We start from the raw sequence: 21,741 nt of genomic DNA, 5'->3' as shown, positions 1-21,741 counted from the left end.
TCGGCAAAATCATTAAGAACACAAAAGTGATCATTATCGCGTAATTTTCGTGATCAAAGCTTAATGAGAATAAGTGATCAAAGTTAATGCCATTGGATGATCAAAGCTGGTGAGAATATGCAAATATCGGGAGTTCAGCTTGTGCCTGTCTTGTGTTAGCCCAGCTCTCTATATGTTTAGCGGTGATTTTCATGAGTGAAGTCCATTTATTTCTTGTAATACAGACTACTATCGCGACAAAAAAGGCAACATTATTTACTTAGAGACTAAAGGTCTATTTATTAAGGCTTAAACTATCTATTTTTAATAATAGTTTTATCAAGGGAAAGGGGGGAGTATAAATTTAAAAAAAAACAAGGTATTGAATAAGCTTAACTCGTAATTAATGTATTTTTTATTAAAATTTTTAATTTGGAAAATTAGGCCTGTAGGTGTCGTACAGTTTTACTATTTTTTATTTTCTTTAAGTTTACGAATTAATTCGTCTTTATCTGCCTCTTTGAGATTTTCAATTAGGCAAATCAACTCAGCTGTCTTTTCTGATTCACATAAAAAATAAGGCAAAGGCACACCTAACTCTTCAGCTACTCTTTTAAGTGTTGGAATGTCTGGGGTATGCCTACCTTTCTCATAGTGGTTCATACGACTACTCGCAGAACTTTGGTCGAGTCCAATTCTAATGCCGAGTTCTTTTTGAGAGATCCCCTTAGAGACTCGTGCCTGTTTAATTCGCCCTGGGACTGGGTTAATCGCAATTTCCAAGAATTCATCTTAATTCACAATATCAATACTTAGATTCTCTAAGTTTATGCTAATGTTGTATACTTAGGAATACTAAGCTTGAAATTTTTAACTTTAATATCGGTCATCGTTGATTATGAAAAATTTAAATGAAGCCATGTACTTACTTTTAGTGGAAAAAAGAATTGATAATTTTTCTGTTACTGAACTAGTTGAAACCTATATGCGTTTGTATAGTTCTACGAAAAATGATTTTAAAGCAAGAGTTTTTATACATCGACAGCTTTATCGACTTGTTAATCATGGATATTTACTAAAGCTTGGTAAGAAAAACACACAAAAAATTAGATATATTCATACCGAAAAATTTAAACAACATTTTTATAATTTAGGTAATCCGAAGACTGGAAATTACTTCATGCCGGAAGAGGAATTTAAGGCTATGCTAAATGACAGACTTATAAAGTATAGATATAGCCTACTTATTAGCACATCTGAAATGGAAGAGTACCAAAGTTATATGAACGAATACCCTGCAATTATAGCTTTACTGAAGTCAAAGTTTGATTTGGCCAAAGAGAAAAAATATCGATGTTTAGGTCGTATAACAGCGGTACAGAATATTTTAGGGGAGTGTCTTGATACTAGGAAAGGGGATAGTCCGATTGGGTACTAATTTTAGCTGCCACTTATTGTGTCGGTATATATTATCAAGAGCAACGTTCTAAAGGTAAGTCTCATCAATCTGCTGTTAGAGCGCTTGCATTAAAATGGATACGCATAATCTATCGGTGTTGGAAAACACGAAATATTGCTACGATGAGGCTAACTATTTAAAGGCACTTAAAGAGCGTGATTGGCCATTATTGAAGACATAAATGACCTGATGAATACCTCAGGGCATGATATATCATTCAGGTGAGTTTTCTCGAACAAGTTAAGACTTATTCAGATAAGGAAACTTCACGCATTTCGCGTATTTTATTATTTTCTTTACGAGCGACCCATAAAGCTTTTCTGCCGAGAATAATTGTAACCATAGGAATATCTGCTACCAGATTATCTCTCCATGATTGTTTATCTAGAAATGATGGTGAAGGGTAGTCTTCTGGGTGAGTATGCCACTCTCCAACATATTGCTGGAAGCCATTTGAAGAATAAAAGCACTCAACAACTTTTTTCTGGTGGTGCTTTCCTTTTCTATTAACTTGATACCTACTTCTGATATCTCCAATACCTGGGACTGATAAATCACATATTACTAGATGTGGGCCCCTACGCTCACCGATTAATACCCCTGCAGCCTCAAAAGAAGTAGGAGTTAATTGGCGATAATTTAGCATAATATTCAGTACATGCTCTAAAATAACGACTATTTTACCATCCTTATCTTTAAAAACTAATTCACTAACTGTCTTCATAGCAAATAGGACATTTTGGTTGCCTCTTTAAAATTCTTCGTTTACCAGTACGAAACTGTTCATCTAAAATAAATTCACTATAGCTCCAAGGTAAATTACTTTCTAAAGTATTCAAAACTGCTTCTTGAGCCATGGCAGCAGTTATATGACTCACTGAAGCATCATAAATTGTATATGTATTACCACAACTTACTTTGCGTTCAGACTTATCGAAAATGCTCGAAGCAAAACGTGTATCAGCATTATCTTGATGGATAACTCTATCCATAGTCATACATTTATAGCAACTATGGCCTGTATCTATAAACACTTTAGAAGCTCGTCCATTTCCGTCATTAAATGCATGAATTATACTCGGCCTTTTTAATTGGGGTAATAACCTAATTACATGTGCTAGTCTTTTTGAGAAAGGAGGGCGACCAGTTGCATCAATAATAATATCGTATTTAGATAACAGACTTTCATTTAGTGGGAAGGAACTAGCAAAACCATGAACTGATTTTATAGTGTGTATTGAGTGAGTTAAATTGCTGGCAAGCTCCAGAGCTTTGTTTTTCCCAAAGCTAGAAGATGTTAATACGTGCCTTGAGAAGTTATGCGGCATTAAAATATCATCATCATAAAGGTCAAATTGCTCGCTGCTACAACCAGCCCCATTCCTAATCAATAAACTAGCAAGATAACCTCCAATAGTGCCACATCCGACTAGAGCTATACGCTGAGAGCTAAGTTGCAGCTCTCTCTTTTTATCTCGACTTTGTAGCGTTGAAGTATCGGCCTTAATAACTGAAAAACGTTTGAAATGACTGCAAAACTTATTACTACGCACAATAGCTGCAAGAGAGTGGAAAGAGGTTTTGTTTTTTCTCTTTTTATTGGTGTTTTTGGCGTTTCTATGGAAATCAAAGGCTTGCACATTTAGTTCGATGTAGACTGCAATCGGATCTTGTTTATCAATATTAAGTAACAAAATGTGCTTCTTTTCTTTCTTTTTAGTTAAGCTATAAATTAAATGATCACGAGCACTACAATTAACTTCTTCGAGCCATTTTGTTAAATTGCCTAAGCTACTCGGAGGCCAATTAACACCAGCTAATTTATCTGGAGACACAGAAATACAATGTGTTTTTATTCCAAGGTTATCTTTACTACTAACTTCCAAGTTTCTTTGAGATAGCCATTTATTTAACGCATTATCATCAAAATATTCATTAGGTTTTTTATTTCCAGTATTTATTGTAATGAATTCTGAGTTGTTAGAGCTATTTTCATTAATGGATGAGCATAGAAATGTAACGAAGTTAGATGACGACTTATCTATTTGGCTTAACAAGTATAGAAAGCCATCAGGGACCCAATATGATACAAACTCATTTTCAAATTCTAAATCACCATTTTCCTGTCTTTGAAACGATTGTGCCGATTTATTTAGCGTTAACTGAATTTGTGCATTTATGTCTTCATATAGAGAGTTTAGATCGTTAGGCTCCCAGTCAGCCTCCTTTTTTTCGACATAGCATAAGTAACCTTCGTGAGATATATGTGGAATTAATTTATCTTTATATGCATCGGGCATATTAACCGCATATGCTGACGGAAGTTCAATATGTGGATCATTAGGTATAACTAAAGCAATGGTAAAAACCTCATGATTTACTATAAAGTCTTTAATATAAGCACCATTACTAAGCTCAAAGGGTTTCCTCATCGATTTTTGAGAAAGCTTCTTTGAGCTTGCAAACTCAAAACCTAGATTTAGTAAAGTATGATGAACTAATTCCATTTATAGCTTATCCACTAACCATAGTTGTGCTTATTTTCGCTGGTGAATTTGCTTTAGTTGGTTCAGATTTAAATACTGAAGCTGCAGCTTTTACTTTAATTAGGCTCTGATCTTTAACACGATCTCCAAAAACTTCTGAGAGTATACTCAATGCAGATACCTTTGTTTCAGCTTTTTCAGCTTGAGAGAGTAAGCTAGAGAAATCTTCTAGCTTCCTAATAATATCTCTTTCTCTATCTTTATGCTCTGCTTCAGGAGGAAAGAGAGGTCTTTCATCTGTATCATCAGGGCTTTCAACGCCCTTTCTAAATTCATAAGGGAGGCTTTCGGCAACAACCTTAACAACTGAAGCAATATCGCTAGAATCATGAGCCTTTTTGTGGAGCACTTCGACAGTCGCCGCCATTAAACAAATAGAACTTGGTCCGCCTAAATCCCATTGAGCATCACGCCATGCTTTCATAAACCTACAAATATCCCGAAGATGGAACCCTATACGTCGGCACTCTCCAAGAAACCAGTCCTCAACAACTTTAGGATCACTATTCATCCATTTTGGACTTCCTGGTTTGTCATCTCGAAGAGCAAGGTTTACACAAGTAGAGTCTAGTCTTTGGTATAGCTCTTCATCACGTGTAGCTGAAGAGTCACTTACAGACTCAAACATTTTACGGCTACTATTCATTGACTCCATAGATGCAACCTCTTTTTGTGCGAACTGCTCTTTTGGTATTGCATACATAGGAACGTCTATATGAGTACGTTCACTTTTGATCCTTATACGACCACATGTTCTTTTTGCTTCAAACTTCCAACCATAATTTTCATTAGCTAAAGATTTGAGTGCAGTATCCACTAGTAAAGTTAAAAGTTGATGTCCAATTTTTGGCTTTGATTCAAATATAGGCATTGGCAGATAAGTACCATCATCAATATCCATCTCTTGACCTGAATGAAATGGCTTATTCAAAGTTTTATATTGAAAGCTTCCTTGCGTCATGAATCTGGGTTTTAATTGTATAAACTCTTGGAGTGTATCAAGTTCCATTTCGCTGATCAGTTCAGCAACAATTATCTGATCTTCGGGTGATAAATGCCGAACAAACGTTCCACTTAATTTTAAATTAATAGCGCTAATGGTTAAGTTGTTTTTGATGGTTTCTATGGCAATTAAAACTGCCTCCTCAAATACCTTCGTAATTCGTTTACGAACAATTTGACGTAGTTCTTTAAGTTTATTTTCCTCTTCATCAGACAATTTAAGTTGGCCAATTAAACCTGTTTCTCGATTAGTATAAAATGAATGTAAATTCCACATAACCACTACTCTCCTTCTTTAATAGGATTTTCTAAGCTTTTGAACGGAAGTGCCTGCTCTAAAAAAAAATTTCTTAAAGAAGGGTTTTTAGCATATTCTTCAGTAACTAGTTGTTGGCCTCGCGTAGCAAGATTATCTAGAGCAGACTTTGATGAATTGTCTAATGTAATTTCACTAGCTGCTTCATTTGGAATTTTGCTGTCTAGTTGAACTAAATTTTCAGTCAAACCTTTTGAACTAAGCTCTCTACTTAGCATGTATTGATGAAGTAATTGGTTCGACGTCATTGTTGTATGCACTAATTTTTCACCAGTTCCCCACAATCCCATATATCCTTTCTTCCTCTTGGAGGATAAAGTGTCTGGGCTTAATGCATACTCTTCGCCCATTGTTCCTACGTTTAATATGTGGATATTAGAATGAGTTGCGTTAGGAAAGTCTGATTTCATATCTCCAAAGACCTCATGTAACCCTATAAAGCTTGGGTTATTAGCAACCAAACCACCATCAGCAAAGTAAGCCCCCAAATCTGACCAGTAATGTGGTGCAAAATAAGTTGGAGCAGCTGATGTAGCCATTGCAGCATCAATTAACTTTAGACGCCCATCTCTTGTAAAATTAGGATTATGTGGAGTCTTAATAAATTGAGGGCGGCCTGTTGATAAGTTAACGGTAGGAATCATAACTCTTCGGGTCAGATCATTAAATTTAAAATCTTCACCTATCATTTCAACTATCGTTTCTCGTAAGGGGTTACTTTTGTACAAAGGCGATATTAACCTTTTTACAAATTTAATTTTTTTATCAAATATTTTGTGCTTTGGAAAGATGTAGCTACCTCGATCAAAAAATATCTTCTTTAACTCTCTTGCAGACCTTCCTTGAGCAAGAGCAAGAGCTAGAATTCCACCTATAGATGCACCTGTAATTAAATCAAAATAGTTTCCAATTCTGATATCAGTACTTTGAGATCTATCTTCAATAATTTGCTCTAGTTCAGCTAAAACACTAATTGTAAAAAGCCCACGTATACCTCCTCCATTCAGGCTCAAAATTTTAATTTTCTTTTCGTTAAAAGCTTCTTTCATTTTTTCACCTAGTTTATTTCGGAGTTTTTACTAGTTAATCACGTAATACTAATTTCTAGCTGAGTATGAGTACCTCACATAAAGGTATCATAAAGAATCCCCCAGTAGTGAATACACCATATATAGTGTTAATTACTAAATCAAATACAACATAGTGTGTTTTATGTAATGCTTCAAGGATATTTATTATGTTTTTCCTGATTAATTTTTTATATATAATTGTATGTAAGTACTTACATTTATTTGAGGTAGGAGAGTTATTGTTCTGTATAAAAAAACAGTGTTTTTTGTAAAGTTTTTTGATTAAAAGAATTAAGTTAAAACCGCTTCAATGTTTTAGAAAATCCTCAGGTAAATACTTATGCTTTGTTCGTTAATTTAGACTCTGTCGCCTTGGAAATTTGTATTTTCGCCGAGTGAAATCAGTTTTGAGAAATTACAGACGTTCGATATCTTGTTGTTTTAATGTTCTAAACTAAGTTTGATAGTCTCATAAGTCAATGCTCATGTAGGGCCAACGCAAGTTGCTGCACTCGGAAATTTATTTGTTGCGTTCCTAAATTTCTGGTGAGTAAGGCATTACCTATATTCGCTGATGGCAATGAGCCGAACTTCGCAAATGTGCCATGAGCAGTCATTCATGATTAACTCGTTTCTGCCCCAAAGTGAGTTAACTTAATTACTCTATAGATCACCTTTGAGCTATCAGATACAGTGATTCACCTAATGATATTGGCTCTACTCCATAATCTGATATTCCACTAACTTTTATGTTGGTGATGGCATAAATAACTGTATTAATATACAGTCCTGTTGTGCTCCCATATTCAAGAAAATGAGCGACGGGCGCATTTTCTTTTTCTGAATACCTTTAGTGTCAATATTATAATTGGCAATGCATTACGTTATTTGTTAAAAATAGATTTATTAATTCATGCGCGTAACATCGGCAGAAAGATGCGCGACGAGCGCACTATAAAATTGTTATGTGATTTAAGGAGTAACCATGGCAAAAAGTGCCAAAGAGGCATGGAAGCACTTCAAGAGCGACTCTAAAAGCATTTGGAGTATTTTATGGTGGATGGCAAACTTTGTATGGCTTTGCTATTTCACGTTCCAGATCAAGGGTGCAGAAAAAACTGCGGAGCTTATCGCTACTAAATTATTCATTGGTTTTCTTCCTTTTTTAATTAGCGCAATCGCTTTATATATTTATCACTATCTAAGATCTGATCTTTACCTTGAACAAGCTAGACCACAGATAGGTAAAAGTCTTATCCCCGGGAGACTCCTTAAAATGGTCGAGCATTGGAAAGCAGAACCAATCGTCGGCTTAGGCAACAGCAACGTACAATATAATGCTTATAGAACATTGCTTCAGTATCGCTCGTCATATGAGTTTGATCATATACATAGCCAAATTGACGAATTTATTAAAGCTTTTAACGTGTCTGGCAATATCTTGATGCCAGAAATAAAGACTAATTTCTCCACAAAAGAAGAAGCTGAAAAGGCATTCCCGAGGCTTAAGCAGCTCGCAAAGGAAATAGGCCGTGAACTTACATAACAAACCGCTCAAATTCGTTCCGGCCACAAAAAGCGTGGCCTCCACCGGACTCGCTAACGCTCGCCGTTTAGCGGGGCGTTCAATAAATATTAAGGAAACGTACATGATCAAAGTGGAATATGAGTATCAAAAGCAGACAGGCACTTTAGACTTGCCAAAAGTCAGCGATTATGAGGGCAAACAAGAGCTAATAGACTCTTTAGATATATCAAATCTTGAGTATGCCATCATTGAAGAAGTTCTGTCTGTTATAGCTCCAGATGTAGATCCAACACCGAAAATGTATGCGTGTGAGAGAGGCGGAGAGAGAAACGTAATATCTCCATCTTCGGAGGCAGCAAGACTAGGTTTTACAAAACTAGAAGCGACGATTGATAGTAATGAAATCATTATCTTAGCTAGAACCTAACAATCTGTTTAAGAGTGATTCGCAACGCGTGGCATTTTCATCATGCGTTGGTTTAAGTGATTAAGGTAGCATGCAGCGACATCGGTATTGCCTTGCTCACATCTTAATAGGGCGTTGAGGCTGTAGAATTACTCTTTTTAGGAACTGGTTCTACACAATTGACTTGATTGTTTTCTAACCTTGAATCTACCTGTCCGCTGTGATCTAATAGATATTATTCACCCACGGTAAATTGTTATGGCCAACTACAAGCCAGACTTATCCTGCCAAAATAAATTCATTCCAATCAATTTTGCTGAGCAAATATTGCCAGGTACATTTGAGTATGCGCTTTGTTATATTGTCGAAAATAAACTCGATTTGTCGGGCTTTGACGCGTGGTATAACAACGACAAAACAGGCGCGGCGGCGTATCCGCCGTCAGTGATGTTAAAGATTATTTTGCTCGGCTATGCACATGGTTTGATCAGCAGCCGCCGTATTGCGAAGGCGTGTGAGACGAATATTTTGTTTATGAGTGTGTCGGGGGACATCCAGCCGCATTACACATCAATCGCGGGTTTCGTGGCCAAAATGCATGAACAGATTGAGCCACTATTTACGCAAGTATTGATGATATGCGACGAAGAAGGGTTGATAGGCCGCAATATGTTTGCCATTGATGGCTGTAAGTTAAAGTCGAATGCGAGCAAAGAATGGAGCGGCACATTCGATGAGCTAGGGCGTAAAAAAGCAAAACTAGAACGCGCGAGTAAACGTATTATCGAACGTCACCAATCACAAGATAGCCTGAGCGAAGAGTTGATAACACAGGATTTAAAGCAAAAAGAAAAGCTGGATAAAAGTGCAGATAAAATCACGGAGTTCTTAGCGACCCACGAGGAAAAAACGGGCAGCAAAGGCAAGCCCATTAAAAGTAATATTACCGACCCTGATAGCGCGAAAATGACCACGTCAAAAGGTACAATCCAAGGCTACAACGGGATAGCGATAAATGACGATAAACATCAAATTATACTGCAAGCACAGGCATGGGGTTCAGTGGGCGAGCAGCAAACCCTGCAGCCAGCGGTTAAGCAATTAAAACAACAGTTAGATAAACTGAGCACAGATGAATCCTCAGATAAACACGCCATCAAATTCACCGCAGACAGTGGGTTTAACAGCGAAGCAAACCTTGAATACATGGCGAAAAGTGGCTTTGATACTTACATTGCGGATAACCAATTTAGAAAACGAAATCCGCTGTTTAAAGAAAGTGAAACTTATGAGACAGAGCAAGAAAAGCGCCGACTAAAACGCAGTAAAGGCAAGCCACGGTTATTTACCTCAGACGACTTCCATTATGATGAGACGACACAAACCTGCCGCTGTCCCGCAGGCAATGAAATGTGGCGAAGCGGTATCAATGTAAACAGCCATAACCAAAAATACACCCGATTCTGCGGTTACTTAAAAGATTGCAAGGTATGCCCACTGCAACAGCAATGTATGCGAAAGCCACCTATAAAAACAGGACGGCAAGTTCAGTTTAAAAATGATGAATCGCGTAAAAAGCTAAGCTATATCGACAAAATGAAGGTCAAAATAGACAGCCCAATCGGGCGATGGCAGTACAGTAAACGACTTGGCTGTATAGAACCGGTGTTCGGGAATATTACAGTTAACAAAGGCATGAATAAATTGACCTTACGCGGTCAAACGAAAGTGAATGCCCAATGGCAACTGTATTGCTTAGTTCATAATATAGAAAAGCTGCAAAACAGGACGCATTAATAAAGGTAAGCTGCTACCTCTCCAAATAAGCCACTTAAACACCTGTCATACCTTCCAAAACGCCCATTAAAGCAACAGCAAATCCTCTTTTTATATTTTACGTAAAATCGAAGTAACCGATTGAATCAAAATAGGAACTCGGCTATGGTTAATGCATCAATAAAAATAAATCAAAAACGAGTAATTCTACAGCCTCGTTACCAAATAAGTACTCTAAAACGTTTTTGTCCAAAAACGAGTTTACCCGACCGTTCGCTCTTCGCTTTTAGCCGAGCTTCGTAAAAGTGCCAATAGTGGATGGTCGTAACCTTAGTCTCTTGTTATGTACGAGCTACACGATTCCAAAATTCTTCAGCGTTACTCTTAGCCTGTTGCTCAGATTCTTCGATTGGATAGCTAACTCGTTGAAATAACGTATTTAAGCTAAGTAAGATGTTTTTCATTTGATCCAAAAGGTAGAATACATCTCCAATTTTATGACCATTAGCTTTTACATCATAAACCCCGTCTTTATGCGCTAAGAATTTATCGCGAAGAGGCTTAATCCTTGCAGCTTCCTCTGAGTGCAGTAGTCTTTTTATATTGCGAGTACATTCATGAAAAACTTGATCAAATTTGGCTTTGCGTTCACTAACAAAATCTTCTTGCCAATTAGAGCCCGATTCAGACAAATTTAATGAACTTGGGGTTGTAATAAAGTATTCTTGAAGACGCTTTGTATTAAATTTGACATCAGGATCTACCAGTGACTCCAGTAAGTTATAGGGACTCAAATTGGAAGATTTATCTGATTTATCGAAAAGCCATGAATGAACATCCACTATTAACGATGCATAAATTGTATCTTGGATCGAGAGTATGCACCTCTGAATTGGAGAGTCTAGATTACTTAAAGAACTACTTGTATTAATTGAAACCGAAAGAAGCTCTTTGCGTTCCAACAAATTCAGATACCCTATGACAGCTGAATTGATTTGATTTTGAAACTTCGCCAATTGCTCTTTTCTCATAGTGATCAATCCCACCAGAAATATCAAAGTATAAATTCTTTCGCCCTTCAGCGTAACCTCTAAAATTTCGAGAGTCACCATTTAAATAGAATTCCCATTTTACCGCATTGGCCAAAAATAACTCCTGTTATATAACTGCTTTATCATAGGGTCGTTTCCCTATTCTTTCGTGAAGACGTCTTCATTTCATAAGCTTCTATTATTAGCAAATAGTGTAACTTATTGCCAGCTATAAGTATTATAACTTACTGTAGGTTATTTAAACATGCGAGAGAAGGAAAGCTTTCTCTTATTATTACTAATCTAATGACGACTCACCTGACCGTCCGGTTATCGCTCAAAGCAGAGCTTCAAAATAATTAAACTAACTCGTTTTGGGGCAAAAACGAGTTATAGTTGAACGTCTGAAATTGGCACTGAGCCGAACTTCGGCAAAGAGCGAACTTCGGCCATTCAAAATTGTATTTCTATTTCGTCAAAGTATATTGCTTGCATAGTCGGAAAGCGACCCAATTGCTCGTTTTTGTCCTGTGACAAAAGCTAGAACTACTGCATTTTAGTAGTAATGGCAATTAGTTAAGAAGTTTGCTACAAATGAGTCATTCAGAAAAACTAGCGACGCTGTGGTTAAAAAATGCGCGACTCGCTCGCTATAAACATGTTATACGCTTCTAGAGTACGGAGACTTTTTTGGCTAGATTGGCACCAAAACTTGAAACAATAAGAGCGTTATTTGCTCGTTCAGGAAATCAATGTGCATTTCCTGGATGCATTCACCCTCTAGTGAATGACAAACAAAAGTTTATTGGACAGGTTTGTCATATTGAAGCAGCAATGCCTGAAGGTGAAAGGTATAACCCTGAACAAAATGATGAGCAACGACGATCGTATGAAAATTTACTAATCCTATGCTATCAGCATCACATTGAGACTGACGTAGTAGAGGAATATCCCGTTGAAGCAATGATTAAGATGAAGCGGGAACACGAAGCAAACTTCCTCAAATCAGATTTCAAAATAGATGAAGCAGCTTTACATAAGCTAATGCGTGATGTTGAAACTTATTGGGACAAAATTGAAGTATTAAATACCGTTGAACATTCGATGGAAGATCTTGCTTTTCGGGTTACAACTAAGGGCGGTTATAGCAAGCTATTTGATGATGCTCGTGAAACTATAACTAGAATCGAAGAATTATTAGAGAGACTCAGTCAAAGTAACGACAGATTAAATGATGATTTTATCAACTTCATTGAAGAACATGGCGTAGATAGCTCGGTATTCAAAGAACTCCCGTATTCAGTTAGTCCTTTTAATATTAGGAACTGGGAGGACTTTGCCCTTAGTCGTCCAAACTGCCTGATACAAATTCGGATTGACCTGCTCACAATTGAGATTAAATACTTAGAAGAATTTCTCAAAACAAACAGCCAAGATAAACAAGCAATTGCATATCTTGAAGATGCTAAGTCTAGATTGGCGGATATGGCCCAAAATGCTGTGATGTATGATTAAAAAGGGTATAAGTCGTTTAAAAGGACAAAAACAATTGGTTTTTGCTCCTTTGTCGCTAATTTTAGCCAACGATTTTTTGCCTTTTAACGAGGCGTTGGTACCTTTCTAGAATTGGTGTTATCCCCGTCAGTTGTGACACAATTTACAATTAGAAATTAAAAAATTTACCAATAGGAGCAATTAGGTGGGTGTATGTTTATTAACAGGAAAAGAAGGGAAATATGTTAAATCCCACATAATTCCTAAATCATTAACTAGGCCTTCTAAACCTGGGAACAAATTTATTCAACCTGCTCAAAATCCAACTAAGAAGCGTTACATTAAAAGAGCTGATAGCTGGTATGACAAATCTATTGTAATAAGAGAAGGCGAAGACTATTTATCAGATATTGACTCCTATGCGATAGATGAATTAAGAGCTCAAGGTTTACTTTGGTCAAGTGATAAAATTAGAGAGCCAGCAACTGACTCCGTAAACGAGCTAACAGTTGTTAGCTTTAATGAACCGGTCAAAATAAGAAAGTTCTTTTTAAGCTTGCTGTGGCGAGCTGCCGTTTCATCGTTATCTGAGTTTAAAGATATTATTTTATCTGAAAAACAAACAGAGCTGTTGAGAAAAATTCTCGTAGGGGAAGTGGAAGATGATTTAAGCCTTTTTCCTACTACTTTAATTCAATTAACTGAAGCAGGTCCTGCACACAATCTGACTCCAATTAAGCAAAGAGTCGGTGCTGACGGCAGAGAAGTCTATCGATTTTATATGAATGGTTTAATTGCTCATATTCATCTTCATAATCCGAATATGGCTGTTTTAATGAATCCAGTTCCATATGATCACCCTATGTTTGTTGGTACTGAGCGAACTATAATTATTCAAGTTGAAACGGAACATTCTTTCCAGTTAAATAACTTGAGAAAACATACCAACCAATATTCGCATAAATAAGAATGTATTGGTGCAATCGGTATATAATGAGGCGTTACCGAGCGTCTGCTTCCAAAAAGTCAGGTGTATTGCTCTTTAGTAGCCGAACGGCGGTTGTTGGCACCCAGGCGTACTTCGGCATAGAGCGAAAACCGGTCATTGAGATTGGCTAAATATTGTCGTTAATTGATTGGTTAAACTGCTCTTTGCGCATATATTCATGAAAATGAGCGCTGCGCTCATGTTAGTTCATTTAACTTTACCTAAAAACTTTAGAAAACTTTGTAATAGTAATACCTTAGGTAATTTGTTAAAAGTAGATAAATCAGCGTTAAATCGGCAGAAAGATCCGCCCTTCGCGCACTATAAAATTGTTATACAAAATGGAGATCGAACATTGAATGACTTTTTACAGCTAATAGGTTCTTTAGCGTCAATAGTTGGTGTCCCATTGGCTATTTACTTGTATCTCAAGGGACAAGTGCAAAAGTACGCAAATGTACGGAGAGATATTGTAAAGAGGCTATCCCACCAGATTGGCGAAGGTCGATCAATTGGCTTGTTTGAACTTAATGCAATCATTGACTCTCTAGTTCGAGAAAATCGCTTACGCTCAGGTACGATATCACCCAATTCCGTAATAGAAGATCTTATAGCTGAAACCGTTTCTAGCCCACTATTAGATAGCGCTAAAAAAGAATCCCTAATTAAAGAGTTGAGCGAAGTGCACTCACTTGGGCGTATATTTAATTCTATAAAGAGTGATAGTGAACTTTTTAATCGATTTATTGAGCACATTAAATTATCTAAACCTGAAGCAGACGATGTTGAAGAAATGCAAAAAGAATTGCAGTCAGCTAAAGAAAAATCCGCTGAGACCTCTAAAGCACCAGAGGTGTTTGCAATGATTGCAGGTATTGCAACTATCGTCGGTACGGTTGCTAGTATCGCTAGTTTTACTGAAGGTTTAGACCTCATCCCTAAGCTTCTTGATAGTTCAATAATATCGTCATTAGGGTTAGGGATGGCAATTTCAGTCATGGCAGGGTTTCTTACTGCCATTATTAGTAGAAAATCTAGAAAGTAATGTATAACAATCAGCTGTTGTCGGAATCACTCGCTTCGCTCGTTCTCCGCAAAGCTGGGCGTTAGATTTTTAAGGTGTAATCAAGTTCTGAGTGTATTCTAAAATGGGTAAATAATTAATGTTTAACGAAGTTGGTTTAAAAGCGAAACATGTAAACTCTGCTGGCGCCATTGCATTTGTGTCTGTAGAGGATGAAGAAACTCAGGACTGTGGTATAGGTACTGCTTTCCATGTCGGAGACGGAATATTTGTTACTGCTAAACATGTAGTTCAAGGTAAGAGGATAACAGAAGTTGCAACGACCAAACGTATAATTAAAAAATATGAAAATGACAATCATAAAGTTGAAACCAAAGACTATCTACAACCTCAAAAATTAAAAATTATTGATGGTCCAAGGTACTCAATTGATGGGTCAATAGATGTTGCAGTTTTTAAAGTGGATATTGAAGGCATCTTTCTTCCCAAGCTAACCTTTGATTCTCACACTAAACACGATATCGATGATAGTTCCTTTCTCTTGGATGACGTATTAACCATAGGTTATCCGCCTATACCTTTTACTATCGTGCCCATACAAGTAGCGTCGTTAGGTCAGGTAAATGCCGTTGTAGATGTGTGGCACTCAAAACACCCGCATTTTATAGTATCTAGCATGGCTCGTGGTGGCTATAGCGGAGGTCCAACGCTTTGTGAGAATGGGAAGGTCATAGGAATTGTAACGGAAAGCTTAGTGCAGAATGACAATCAAACCGAGTCAGGGTTTATGAGTGTATTGTGTGCTGAGGCTGTGATTCTAGAAATCAAGAAGTACTATGATTTCGATAATGAAAAACATGGCGTTTACTGGGAGTTTGAGCAAATAGTTGAAATAAAGTTGCGCAATCCAAAAAAAGATGTTGGTGAGCTTAATCCACAAATACCTGATGTTGTAATCCATGTGTGTGATATCGACCCAGATGCTTGCGGTCATATAGAATGTGATGACCCCAAATTACTACTAAAAGCCATTAAGCTGATTGAAGATTTATGCTCTGTTGATAGATTGAATGGAGACTACAATGAAACAGTTTTTGAATTCTACTCACATAGTTATGGTGAAACACTACAAGGTGCAGCTTATGCTGTAAAAAACCTTTTCATAGAGAATGATTACATTGAAATATCAGCAAAAGATAACTTCTGTGTAGAAGAATAACAAATCTAATCGGGTAGCCGGAGGTCTCTAACCTCCAGCCCCCACACCACCCATCATGCGGGTCCGCAATGGGCGGTTCATCTCCCGTAATGAATATTGATCCAAATATCCCTCAATGACACTAAACCTTGTGAAGCTAAGTAGTTATTGCCTAGCGCAATGTTAATACCTTTTGTTTTTGAGCTTCTACAAGGGCCTTCACCGTGTCCCCTCCATTACGATGGGCGTTTGGCTACTATGCCGTCTGCTGACTTCTGATAAATCACTCTAGCGATTACTCGATAAAGCGCGTCTAAAACTAACGCTTGTTTACTGCTATTTCGCTCGCTGTAGGTCGCAGCAACCAAAGCGCCAAGGGTTGAACAACCAGTCCCTAACTGGTAATCTCCAAGCGTTAGCGCGGATGCGTGTTTATCAGATCTCCCCGAATAAGATGCATCGACTTTCTCTGCACAACTGCATCATTTACGGTGGCCGTTAGATCACATGACTTCGCTATCTTGTGCTAGCTCGTCTCCAGCCTACGCCTCATATGATGTTTTTGTTCATCAGCTCACAGATTTGCTAGCGGCTTCCTCCAGACTATCTCTCGCGATTTAGCCCTTGCCATTCGCTAGTAGTTATCGTTTAATAACAGTATGTTATTTAAACGGTGATCTTCCTACAGAGGACTTTCACCTCATAAGTCAATGCCCATGTCGGGCGTACACAAAGCGTTTAAGACAGATTCGCAACGCTTGGCATTTTCGGTTTGCTTTGAATTTAGTGTTTACGGCACAATGGCTTAGGTAAGGTGGGCAGCGTCGCTCACTACTTAACGCGGCGTTAGCTGATTATCATAGGAGGGAGCTCTGTGGAAAGTAAAAAGTTGTTCTTTGGCCTTCATGGTCTCCAGTTACCAGAAACAGGTTTTGATCTGGGCAATGGGGTTGTGGTTCGCGAAACGTATGCGCATATCTTTGCCCCATTCATGGTTGCTTTTGCTCCACCCGAAGAGCCTACTAAGCATCATCCTGGTCCGTGGTCTTCGGCATCCGGTGGTATATCCTATGATATTTCAGCAGAGCTAGTTGTCCCAATTGAAAACGAGGGTGGAACAGACAGGGCCATTCAGACTGCGCGTGTAATATTGTTCTTACTCCGAATTGCGGTTAATCCTGCGATTACACTTCCAGTTTTCTCGAATCTAGCTTTCGATAGCGAAAATGCCAATGAAAAACATCAGGCACTCTATCCATTTGAGGTTCAAAACCGATCCTTTGCTTTATCAGTAGAAGAAGAGGCTGCCAGCTTTGGAGCTCTTAAGTGGGTTCAAGACCATTGGCAGGTAACGCGGGAACTACTGAAGAAAAGTCCGGAGTTCGTTCTCGCAAAAGAAGCAATTGATCAGGGGCAATTCATCCAAAATACGACATTAACGCTCGTGTCATTGTGGGGAGCGCTTGAGGCGTTATTTTCACCGAGTACATCAGAATTGAGGTTTAGGGTTTCGGCTTTAATTGCATCTTTTTTGGAAAAGCCGGGGCCAAGTAGACGTGAACTTCAAAAGAAAGTCGCAAAACTATATGACAAGCGTTCTGCTGCTGCTCATGGGCGGCCTAAACATGATCAACAGCACTTACTGGAAACATTCAATCTACTAAGAAATGTGCTTTTTAAAATTATTGAGAGCGGTTATGTGCCAAATAATGAACAGTTAGATATCATGTTGTTTGGTTCGGAATCGTAACTATCCGCTAACAAACGTAAGCACTGCGACTCGCAAGCTCGCGCGTTTTACGGGCGTTATATTTTTCTAGGAATTGAACATTGAGAGCTATCTTTGCATTGTGTTTTTTTAGTTGTTTTGCTAATTCAACAGCTTGCTTTCATACAGAAGCGCAAGCTGAAGAATGGAATAGAAAATACGGTAATCTTTTCAAGGTAGAAACTAAACTAAACAGCGGCGCATACGACGTAATTGCAGAGCTACCAAAAAGTATTGATGGTCAACTCTTTGATTCAGTCTCACTATTCGTAAGCAATCTTGAGCAACCAACCTTTTTCGCCGAATTAAACACATACGAAGATGATGGCGTTAGTAAAGTATGGTTCGTTACAGACCATAAAAACTCTCAGCAGCATTTTTTAAGTTTTAGCTACGGTACTGGGTGTGGCATGTATGTAACACTGGAGGTTGATTTTGAGTAAAAATATAACAAACACATTATATTCATTCGCTTCGCTCATTGGGACGCGTTATAACTCAAAATGAAATTTAGCCGCATATTTAAAGAAACTAAGCTCATTTGGGCTTCAAAAATTAACATTGCTGATGGCACATTAAGCGAAACTGGTGGTTACTTTCCCCAGCTAAGCTCAGAGTGGGACTTGGCTCAAGAAAGAGTTACTTCACTAAATGAGTTTAACGACTTAATGGTGTGGGCAATTTTTTGTGGGCTTCATAAGTTGGCTATTGAAACTTTGAAAGCAGGCGGCACTGAAATATATATTAAAAATATCAACAGTGGCTATGTAGAGTTCAAGTTTTCAGAAAGTTTAAAGAACTATGAAAAAAGGCTAAGAAATTCATACATCAACGATATTGAGTTATAACAAGTGACTATGGTTACGACTGTCCGCTGTTGGCACATGTGCGACTGTCAGATTTGATTGAGTCCTGTTAATTGAATCTGACGTATTCAAATATACCCAAAGAAAGATAACTTTAGTGTTGCATTTAAATGAAGTAACCTTGGTGGCTTTTACCTTAAGGGTCAAACTCAGTTGTACCTAATCAGGTAAAGGAAATGTAGTGAGCCATTTGAGCCCACTACATTGCTTTTTTAAATTTATTGGTTCAAATAGTTTAAAACTACTTCATGGTGATCTTTAGTTTTGAATTTATTGAAAACATGCTCTATATCACCATTCTCATTTACTAGAAATGAAGTACGAACTACGCCCATGTTTTCGCGTCCCATGAATTTCTTCAGTTGCCAAACACCGTAAGCTTCGCAAACTGCATGATCTTCATCGGCAAGTAAAGTGAAATTAAGTTCTTGCTTGTTAGTGAAATTAGTTAGCTTCTTTGGTGTGTCGGGACTAATACCCAGCACAACGACATTTAAATCATCAAGCTCAGCTTTAGAGTCTCTTAGTGCACATGCTTGAACAGTGCAGCCAGGAGTAGATGCTCTTGGGTAAAAATAAATTAATACCTTCTTGCCCTTAAAAGAGGCAAGTGATACAGATTCATCGTTTTGATCTTGTAACGTAAACTCAGGGGCTTTTTGGCCAACTTCTATCATATTTTTATCCTTCTCTATTTTGCTAAACTTCTTAAGATATCAATACTATGTCGTATTTAATAGTCGATTTTTGCTAGTAGGAGTTTTAATTAGCTCTATGATAACAAGTCACGCATAATATTTAACTGTTTTGTTAGCTCAGTGGTTTTATCACGTTCTTGTTTTAACATCGTTTCATAGTCATTACGGGCTAATGACATTCGTTCTAAGTTTATTTCTAGCTGCTTAATTTGCTTCTCATTATCTAGATTTTTATTAAACCAATACACAAGTTCATTTTTTGCATTATCTAATTTATCTTCCAAAATTTTTATAGGGTTTTTATTTACAGTGGGTTTGGTTTCAGCCTGTTGTTGGGATTTTCTTTTTTCTTTTATAAGCTGAAGCTTTTGATTTGGCCAGACTCTATTACTTATAGCATTACGGTGAAGGCCTGTTAATTTAGAAAGCTCAGCTATTGTTGCTGATAGGGAAGGCGCATTATTTATTTTATCTATTGCGGCAACTAGCTTTTCAGTATTTTCATCAAAGTCACGTTGATTTTTGGTGTCAAACGGATTACTCATTGGGCACTCCATGACCAAGTAATGTTAATACGCCTTTAGCTTCACTGATGACTTCTTTGATTTGCTCTCTATTGTCTGCAAAGCTAGGGTTATTAAGGTTAGCTAAGTTGGTTGAATAGATCTCTCTCCAGTATGGTGCGTTTGCTTCACTGACTATGGCGTTTGAGCACCTGTTGGGGTTACATCTTAGTGAGCCTATACAGGGGAGACTCTCATTTTTACTATCTGAACCATAACAGTAACCTAATCCAACATTTATCACACCGAGCCCTTGTTCTGCCATAGCTTCAAAAATTTCTTCTTTTGAATACCCGCTTGCCATGTAACCCTTAAATGCTGTTTTAAGGCGCTCTTTATGCTCATCAGCTTTACCCCCAAGGTAATTACCGTCAGGGTCTGCTGTTGCTTTGATTACTTCAATTTCTGATTGTTTTCTGAGCTTTTGTGCGGTTTGGCTCTCAACGAGGCTATCAGCAATTCCACCATAGCCCATAGTCACATCGCTTGTTGACCCCCTAGATAGAAACTTATCTACAGTATTTACTAAGTGTTTAAGCTGGAATGAGATTAGTGGCAGGCCAGCTTCTAACCTATAAAGTTGATATGCAAGTGTGTGACGCATCATGGAATTACTAAAGCCAAGATCATCGTCTGGCGAAACGAGCTTTATGAATATTTTTAGCTGGTGACGGATCATAACTGAGGTTTGGAGTTTCTCTTTCTCGTTGTTTTTCTTTGTGTGGAGAGAGCTAAATATCAAGCTTCTTTCTGTAATTGTGCTTAAAATTTTTATCGCTCTTATCGCATCTTCAATAATAGGGATAACAACCCATTTATCATCAAAAAGGCCTTTAGTAGAAGTATCTTTTCCTTTGAAAACATGAGAGCGAAGAAGCTTTATGCCACTCTCTTCGGTGAGGCAAGTGTGTAACTCTATCACAGCTAATTCTGAAGGTCGCATTCCTGTATATTGACCAATTAGATACTTTGCAGCACTTGATACTAGCATTAAATGTTCGTTAACTTCAGATAGTGAGAAATTAAAACCATGACACCTAGCAAGATAGGATCTCATATCTTTTAAATTATATTTTCCTCTGGAATTACGCAATTCATCTGGGATGCCATACTTTGACTCAATATAGCTATCTTCATAACCTGCACTCAAAAGGCGGTAAGCCCGATAAAGTTGAAATGTATACTTGGTAATTCCAACTTTGTTACAGTATTGAGTTTCGGTTTGTAATGCATATCTACTTACGTAAGAGTCTAATACTTCCTCTTCCATAGTTTGTAAAAAATCGTGTACGATTAAAGATGAAGCTCTGATAAGTTTATCAAAAGCTGCGTTAGGTATCACTTGGTTTGATACTTTCTTCTTATATCTTTTTTTCCAACTGAATTGGTCAGGATCAAAGGCAGGAATATTTTCTCCAAAAATGTGCTCTGAAGTATATGGGTTTAGTAAATAAGAAAAAAACTGTCTCAAGTCATCGTTATAGGTATTGGTATGAACTTGTGCTGTTTCTCTGTAATCGATGGCTTGAACTTGAGTAAGAGAGGAATATATTTTTTCAATATGCTCATTACCAAGTTTAACTTTTAAAACTCTAAAAAGTGTGTCTAAGAATCTAAACCCTGATTTCAAATGCCCTAAGATAGTGTTTGTAGCAAGCTTGGTAATATTAGTCTTTTTGGCTTTTTTACGATTATTAATAAATACTTCAGGTGTTAATTGTACACTAAGTAGCAGACACTTTAGCTCGATTATCACATATGGTGGGATGTTTTTATATTTACTAAAGTTAATTTTTAATTTACTACCTGTGATGTTTGCAGATGCATTAGGATTTTCTAAGTTAAAATCCCACTCAGTGTCATCGAAGATTGATATACAGGAAACTGGTAGATTTAATAACTTGGTTAGATATAACGTACTTTTATTGTCGGTAACTCTATCGGGATCAGCACTTAAGAAATCCAGCTTATTTTTTTTGAGCTCAGCAATAGTACTTAGTAAACTGTAATGTTTTGGTAGCCTTTCCAT

Annotated in this window: 20 protein-coding genes and 1 pseudogene; 12 read left to right on the top strand and 9 right to left on the bottom strand. The window is 37.5% G+C overall.

All coding sequences use genetic code 11. The annotated features are described in order from the left end of the window. Positions 1-447 precede the first annotated feature (447 nt). Positions 448-756: a helix-turn-helix domain-containing protein gene (locus H5186_RS12415; protein ID WP_182794523.1), complete on the bottom strand. Its 309-nt coding sequence runs from the start codon at positions 754-756 to the stop codon at positions 448-450. Between the two features lie 121 nt (positions 757-877). Between H5186_RS12415 and H5186_RS12410 the strand changes: the two genes are divergently transcribed. Together H5186_RS12410 and H5186_RS12405 are read left to right on the top strand one after the other, a co-directional pair. Beyond that, the gene (locus H5186_RS12410; RefSeq protein WP_182794518.1) at positions 878-1,417 is read left to right on the top strand and encodes a hypothetical protein; all 540 of its coding nucleotides are present in this window, start codon (positions 878-880) and stop codon (positions 1,415-1,417) included. A gap of 11 nt (positions 1,418-1,428) precedes the next feature. Further along, positions 1,429-1,619: pseudogene (locus tag H5186_RS12405) on the top strand (IS110 family transposase); the annotation flags it as partial. Between the two features lie 66 nt (positions 1,620-1,685). Here the strand turns inward: H5186_RS12405 and H5186_RS12400 are convergent. Genes H5186_RS12400 through H5186_RS12385 form a run of 4 tightly spaced genes read right to left on the bottom strand, consistent with a single transcriptional unit; the run spans position 1,686 to position 6,351 of the window. Continuing rightward, entirely contained in the window at positions 1,686-2,162 is a 477-nt protein-coding gene (locus tag H5186_RS12400; RefSeq protein WP_182794517.1) for a Mov34/MPN/PAD-1 family protein, read from the bottom strand. Next, entirely contained in the window at positions 2,149-3,945 is a 1,797-nt protein-coding gene (locus H5186_RS12395) for an E2/UBC family protein (RefSeq protein WP_220496387.1), read from the bottom strand. The genes H5186_RS12400 and H5186_RS12395 overlap by 14 nt, the downstream gene beginning before the upstream one ends. 7 nt (positions 3,946-3,952) lie before the next feature. Continuing rightward, positions 3,953-5,263, bottom strand: coding sequence for a CBASS cGAMP synthase (locus tag H5186_RS12390; RefSeq protein ID WP_182794516.1), 1,311 nt, complete (start codon positions 5,261-5,263; stop codon positions 3,953-3,955). Between the two features lie 5 nt (positions 5,264-5,268). Beyond that, a complete protein-coding gene (locus tag H5186_RS12385) occupies positions 5,269-6,351 on the bottom strand; it encodes a CBASS cGAMP-activated phospholipase (RefSeq protein ID WP_182794515.1) in 1,083 nt (360 codons plus the stop codon). Positions 6,352-7,357: 1,006 nt separating this feature from the next. Here H5186_RS12385 and H5186_RS12380 point away from each other — a divergent pair. The 3 genes from H5186_RS12380 to H5186_RS12370 all read left to right on the top strand — a co-directional run bounded on the left by H5186_RS12380 (position 7,358) and on the right by H5186_RS12370 (position 10,103). Continuing rightward, positions 7,358-7,918 carry a hypothetical protein gene (locus H5186_RS12380; RefSeq protein ID WP_182794514.1) on the top strand — a complete coding sequence of 187 codons (561 nt, stop codon included), beginning with the start codon at positions 7,358-7,360 and terminating at the stop codon, positions 7,916-7,918. After that, a complete protein-coding gene (locus H5186_RS12375) occupies positions 7,905-8,327 on the top strand; it encodes a hypothetical protein (RefSeq protein ID WP_182794513.1) in 423 nt (140 codons plus the stop codon). The genes H5186_RS12380 and H5186_RS12375 overlap by 14 nt, the downstream gene beginning before the upstream one ends. Positions 8,328-8,564: 237 nt before the next feature. Beyond that, positions 8,565-10,103: a transposase gene (locus tag H5186_RS12370; RefSeq protein ID WP_182794512.1), complete on the top strand. Its 1,539-nt coding sequence runs from the start codon at positions 8,565-8,567 to the stop codon at positions 10,101-10,103. Positions 10,104-10,423: 320 nt separating this feature from the next. On the opposite strand, the gene H5186_RS12365 is transcribed toward H5186_RS12370, so the two are convergent. Further along, a complete protein-coding gene (locus H5186_RS12365; RefSeq protein ID WP_182194558.1) occupies positions 10,424-11,113 on the bottom strand; it encodes a hypothetical protein in 690 nt (229 codons plus the stop codon). 690 nt (positions 11,114-11,803) lie between these two features. Between H5186_RS12365 and H5186_RS12360 the strand changes: the two genes are divergently transcribed. The 7 genes from H5186_RS12360 (at position 11,804) to H5186_RS12330 (ending at position 18,433) form a co-directional block, all read left to right on the top strand. Continuing rightward, the gene (locus H5186_RS12360) at positions 11,804-12,628 is read left to right on the top strand and encodes a hypothetical protein (RefSeq protein WP_182794511.1); all 825 of its coding nucleotides are present in this window, start codon (positions 11,804-11,806) and stop codon (positions 12,626-12,628) included. Between the two features lie 184 nt (positions 12,629-12,812). Beyond that, positions 12,813-13,574 carry a hypothetical protein gene (locus H5186_RS12355; protein ID WP_182794510.1) on the top strand — a complete coding sequence of 254 codons (762 nt, stop codon included), beginning with the start codon at positions 12,813-12,815 and terminating at the stop codon, positions 13,572-13,574. Positions 13,575-13,794: 220 nt separating this feature from the next. Further along, positions 13,795-14,640 (top strand): hypothetical protein, encoded by an 846-nt coding sequence (locus tag H5186_RS12350; RefSeq protein WP_259400324.1) that lies wholly within the window; start codon positions 13,795-13,797, stop codon positions 14,638-14,640. A gap of 118 nt (positions 14,641-14,758) precedes the next feature. Continuing rightward, positions 14,759-15,838 (top strand): serine protease, encoded by a 1,080-nt coding sequence (locus H5186_RS12345; protein ID WP_182794509.1) that lies wholly within the window; start codon positions 14,759-14,761, stop codon positions 15,836-15,838. 853 nt (positions 15,839-16,691) lie between these two features. Beyond that, positions 16,692-17,567 (top strand): HEPN domain-containing protein, encoded by an 876-nt coding sequence (locus H5186_RS12340; protein WP_182794508.1) that lies wholly within the window; start codon positions 16,692-16,694, stop codon positions 17,565-17,567. Between the two features lie 80 nt (positions 17,568-17,647). Next, on the top strand, positions 17,648-18,028 hold the full coding sequence (locus H5186_RS12335; protein WP_182735774.1) for a hypothetical protein: 381 nt from the start codon (positions 17,648-17,650) through the stop codon (positions 18,026-18,028). 60 nt (positions 18,029-18,088) lie between these two features. Further along, positions 18,089-18,433, top strand: coding sequence for a hypothetical protein (locus H5186_RS12330; protein ID WP_182735775.1), 345 nt, complete (start codon positions 18,089-18,091; stop codon positions 18,431-18,433). A 236-nt stretch (positions 18,434-18,669) separates the two neighbouring features. On the opposite strand, the gene bcp is transcribed toward H5186_RS12330, so the two are convergent. From bcp to H5186_RS12315, 3 genes are all read right to left on the bottom strand, one after another. Continuing rightward, the gene (gene bcp / locus H5186_RS12325) at positions 18,670-19,128 is read right to left on the bottom strand and encodes a thioredoxin-dependent thiol peroxidase (protein WP_182794507.1); all 459 of its coding nucleotides are present in this window, start codon (positions 19,126-19,128) and stop codon (positions 18,670-18,672) included. A 95-nt stretch (positions 19,129-19,223) separates the two neighbouring features. Further along, positions 19,224-19,694, bottom strand: coding sequence for a hypothetical protein (locus H5186_RS12320; RefSeq protein ID WP_182794506.1), 471 nt, complete (start codon positions 19,692-19,694; stop codon positions 19,224-19,226). Next, positions 19,687-21,741: a site-specific integrase gene (locus tag H5186_RS12315; RefSeq protein ID WP_182794505.1), complete on the bottom strand. Its 2,055-nt coding sequence runs from the start codon at positions 21,739-21,741 to the stop codon at positions 19,687-19,689. Before H5186_RS12315 ends, H5186_RS12320 begins: the two co-directional genes overlap by 8 nt.

It is taken from the genome of Pseudoalteromonas sp. SG41-2, assembly GCF_014164535.1.
Taxonomy (GTDB): Bacteria; Pseudomonadota; Gammaproteobacteria; order Enterobacterales; family Alteromonadaceae; genus Pseudoalteromonas; species Pseudoalteromonas rhizosphaerae.
The sequence above is the reverse complement of the archived record's forward strand: the minus strand, read 5'-3'. Positions and strand labels throughout refer to the sequence as shown.

Coding starts and splice junctions, on each gene's coding strand:
- H5186_RS12410 (WP_182794518.1), top strand. CDS start 878: ATGAAAAATTTAAATGAAGCCATGTACTTACTTTTAGTGGAAAAAAGA.
- H5186_RS12400 (WP_182794517.1), bottom strand. CDS start 2,162: ATGAAGACAGTTAGTGAATTAGTTTTTAAAGATAAGGATGGTAAAATA.
- H5186_RS12395 (WP_220496387.1), bottom strand. CDS start 3,945: ATGGAATTAGTTCATCATACTTTACTAAATCTAGGTTTTGAGTTTGCA.
- H5186_RS12390 (WP_182794516.1), bottom strand. CDS start 5,263: ATGTGGAATTTACATTCATTTTATACTAATCGAGAAACAGGTTTAATT.
- H5186_RS12385 (WP_182794515.1), bottom strand. CDS start 6,351: ATGAAAGAAGCTTTTAACGAAAAGAAAATTAAAATTTTGAGCCTGAAT.
- H5186_RS12380 (WP_182794514.1), top strand. CDS start 7,358: ATGGCAAAAAGTGCCAAAGAGGCATGGAAGCACTTCAAGAGCGACTCT.
- H5186_RS12370 (WP_182794512.1), top strand. CDS start 8,565: ATGGCCAACTACAAGCCAGACTTATCCTGCCAAAATAAATTCATTCCA.
- H5186_RS12365 (WP_182194558.1), bottom strand. CDS start 11,113: ATGAGAAAAGAGCAATTGGCGAAGTTTCAAAATCAAATCAATTCAGCT.
- H5186_RS12350 (WP_259400324.1), top strand. CDS start 13,795: ATGTTAGTTCATTTAACTTTACCTAAAAACTTTAGAAAACTTTGTAAT.
- H5186_RS12345 (WP_182794509.1), top strand. CDS start 14,759: ATGTTTAACGAAGTTGGTTTAAAAGCGAAACATGTAAACTCTGCTGGC.
- H5186_RS12330 (WP_182735775.1), top strand. CDS start 18,089: ATGAAATTTAGCCGCATATTTAAAGAAACTAAGCTCATTTGGGCTTCA.
- bcp (WP_182794507.1), bottom strand. CDS start 19,128: ATGATAGAAGTTGGCCAAAAAGCCCCTGAGTTTACGTTACAAGATCAA.
- H5186_RS12320 (WP_182794506.1), bottom strand. CDS start 19,694: ATGAGTAATCCGTTTGACACCAAAAATCAACGTGACTTTGATGAAAAT.
- H5186_RS12315 (WP_182794505.1), bottom strand. CDS start 21,741: ATGGAAAGGCTACCAAAACATTACAGTTTACTAAGTACTATTGCTGAG.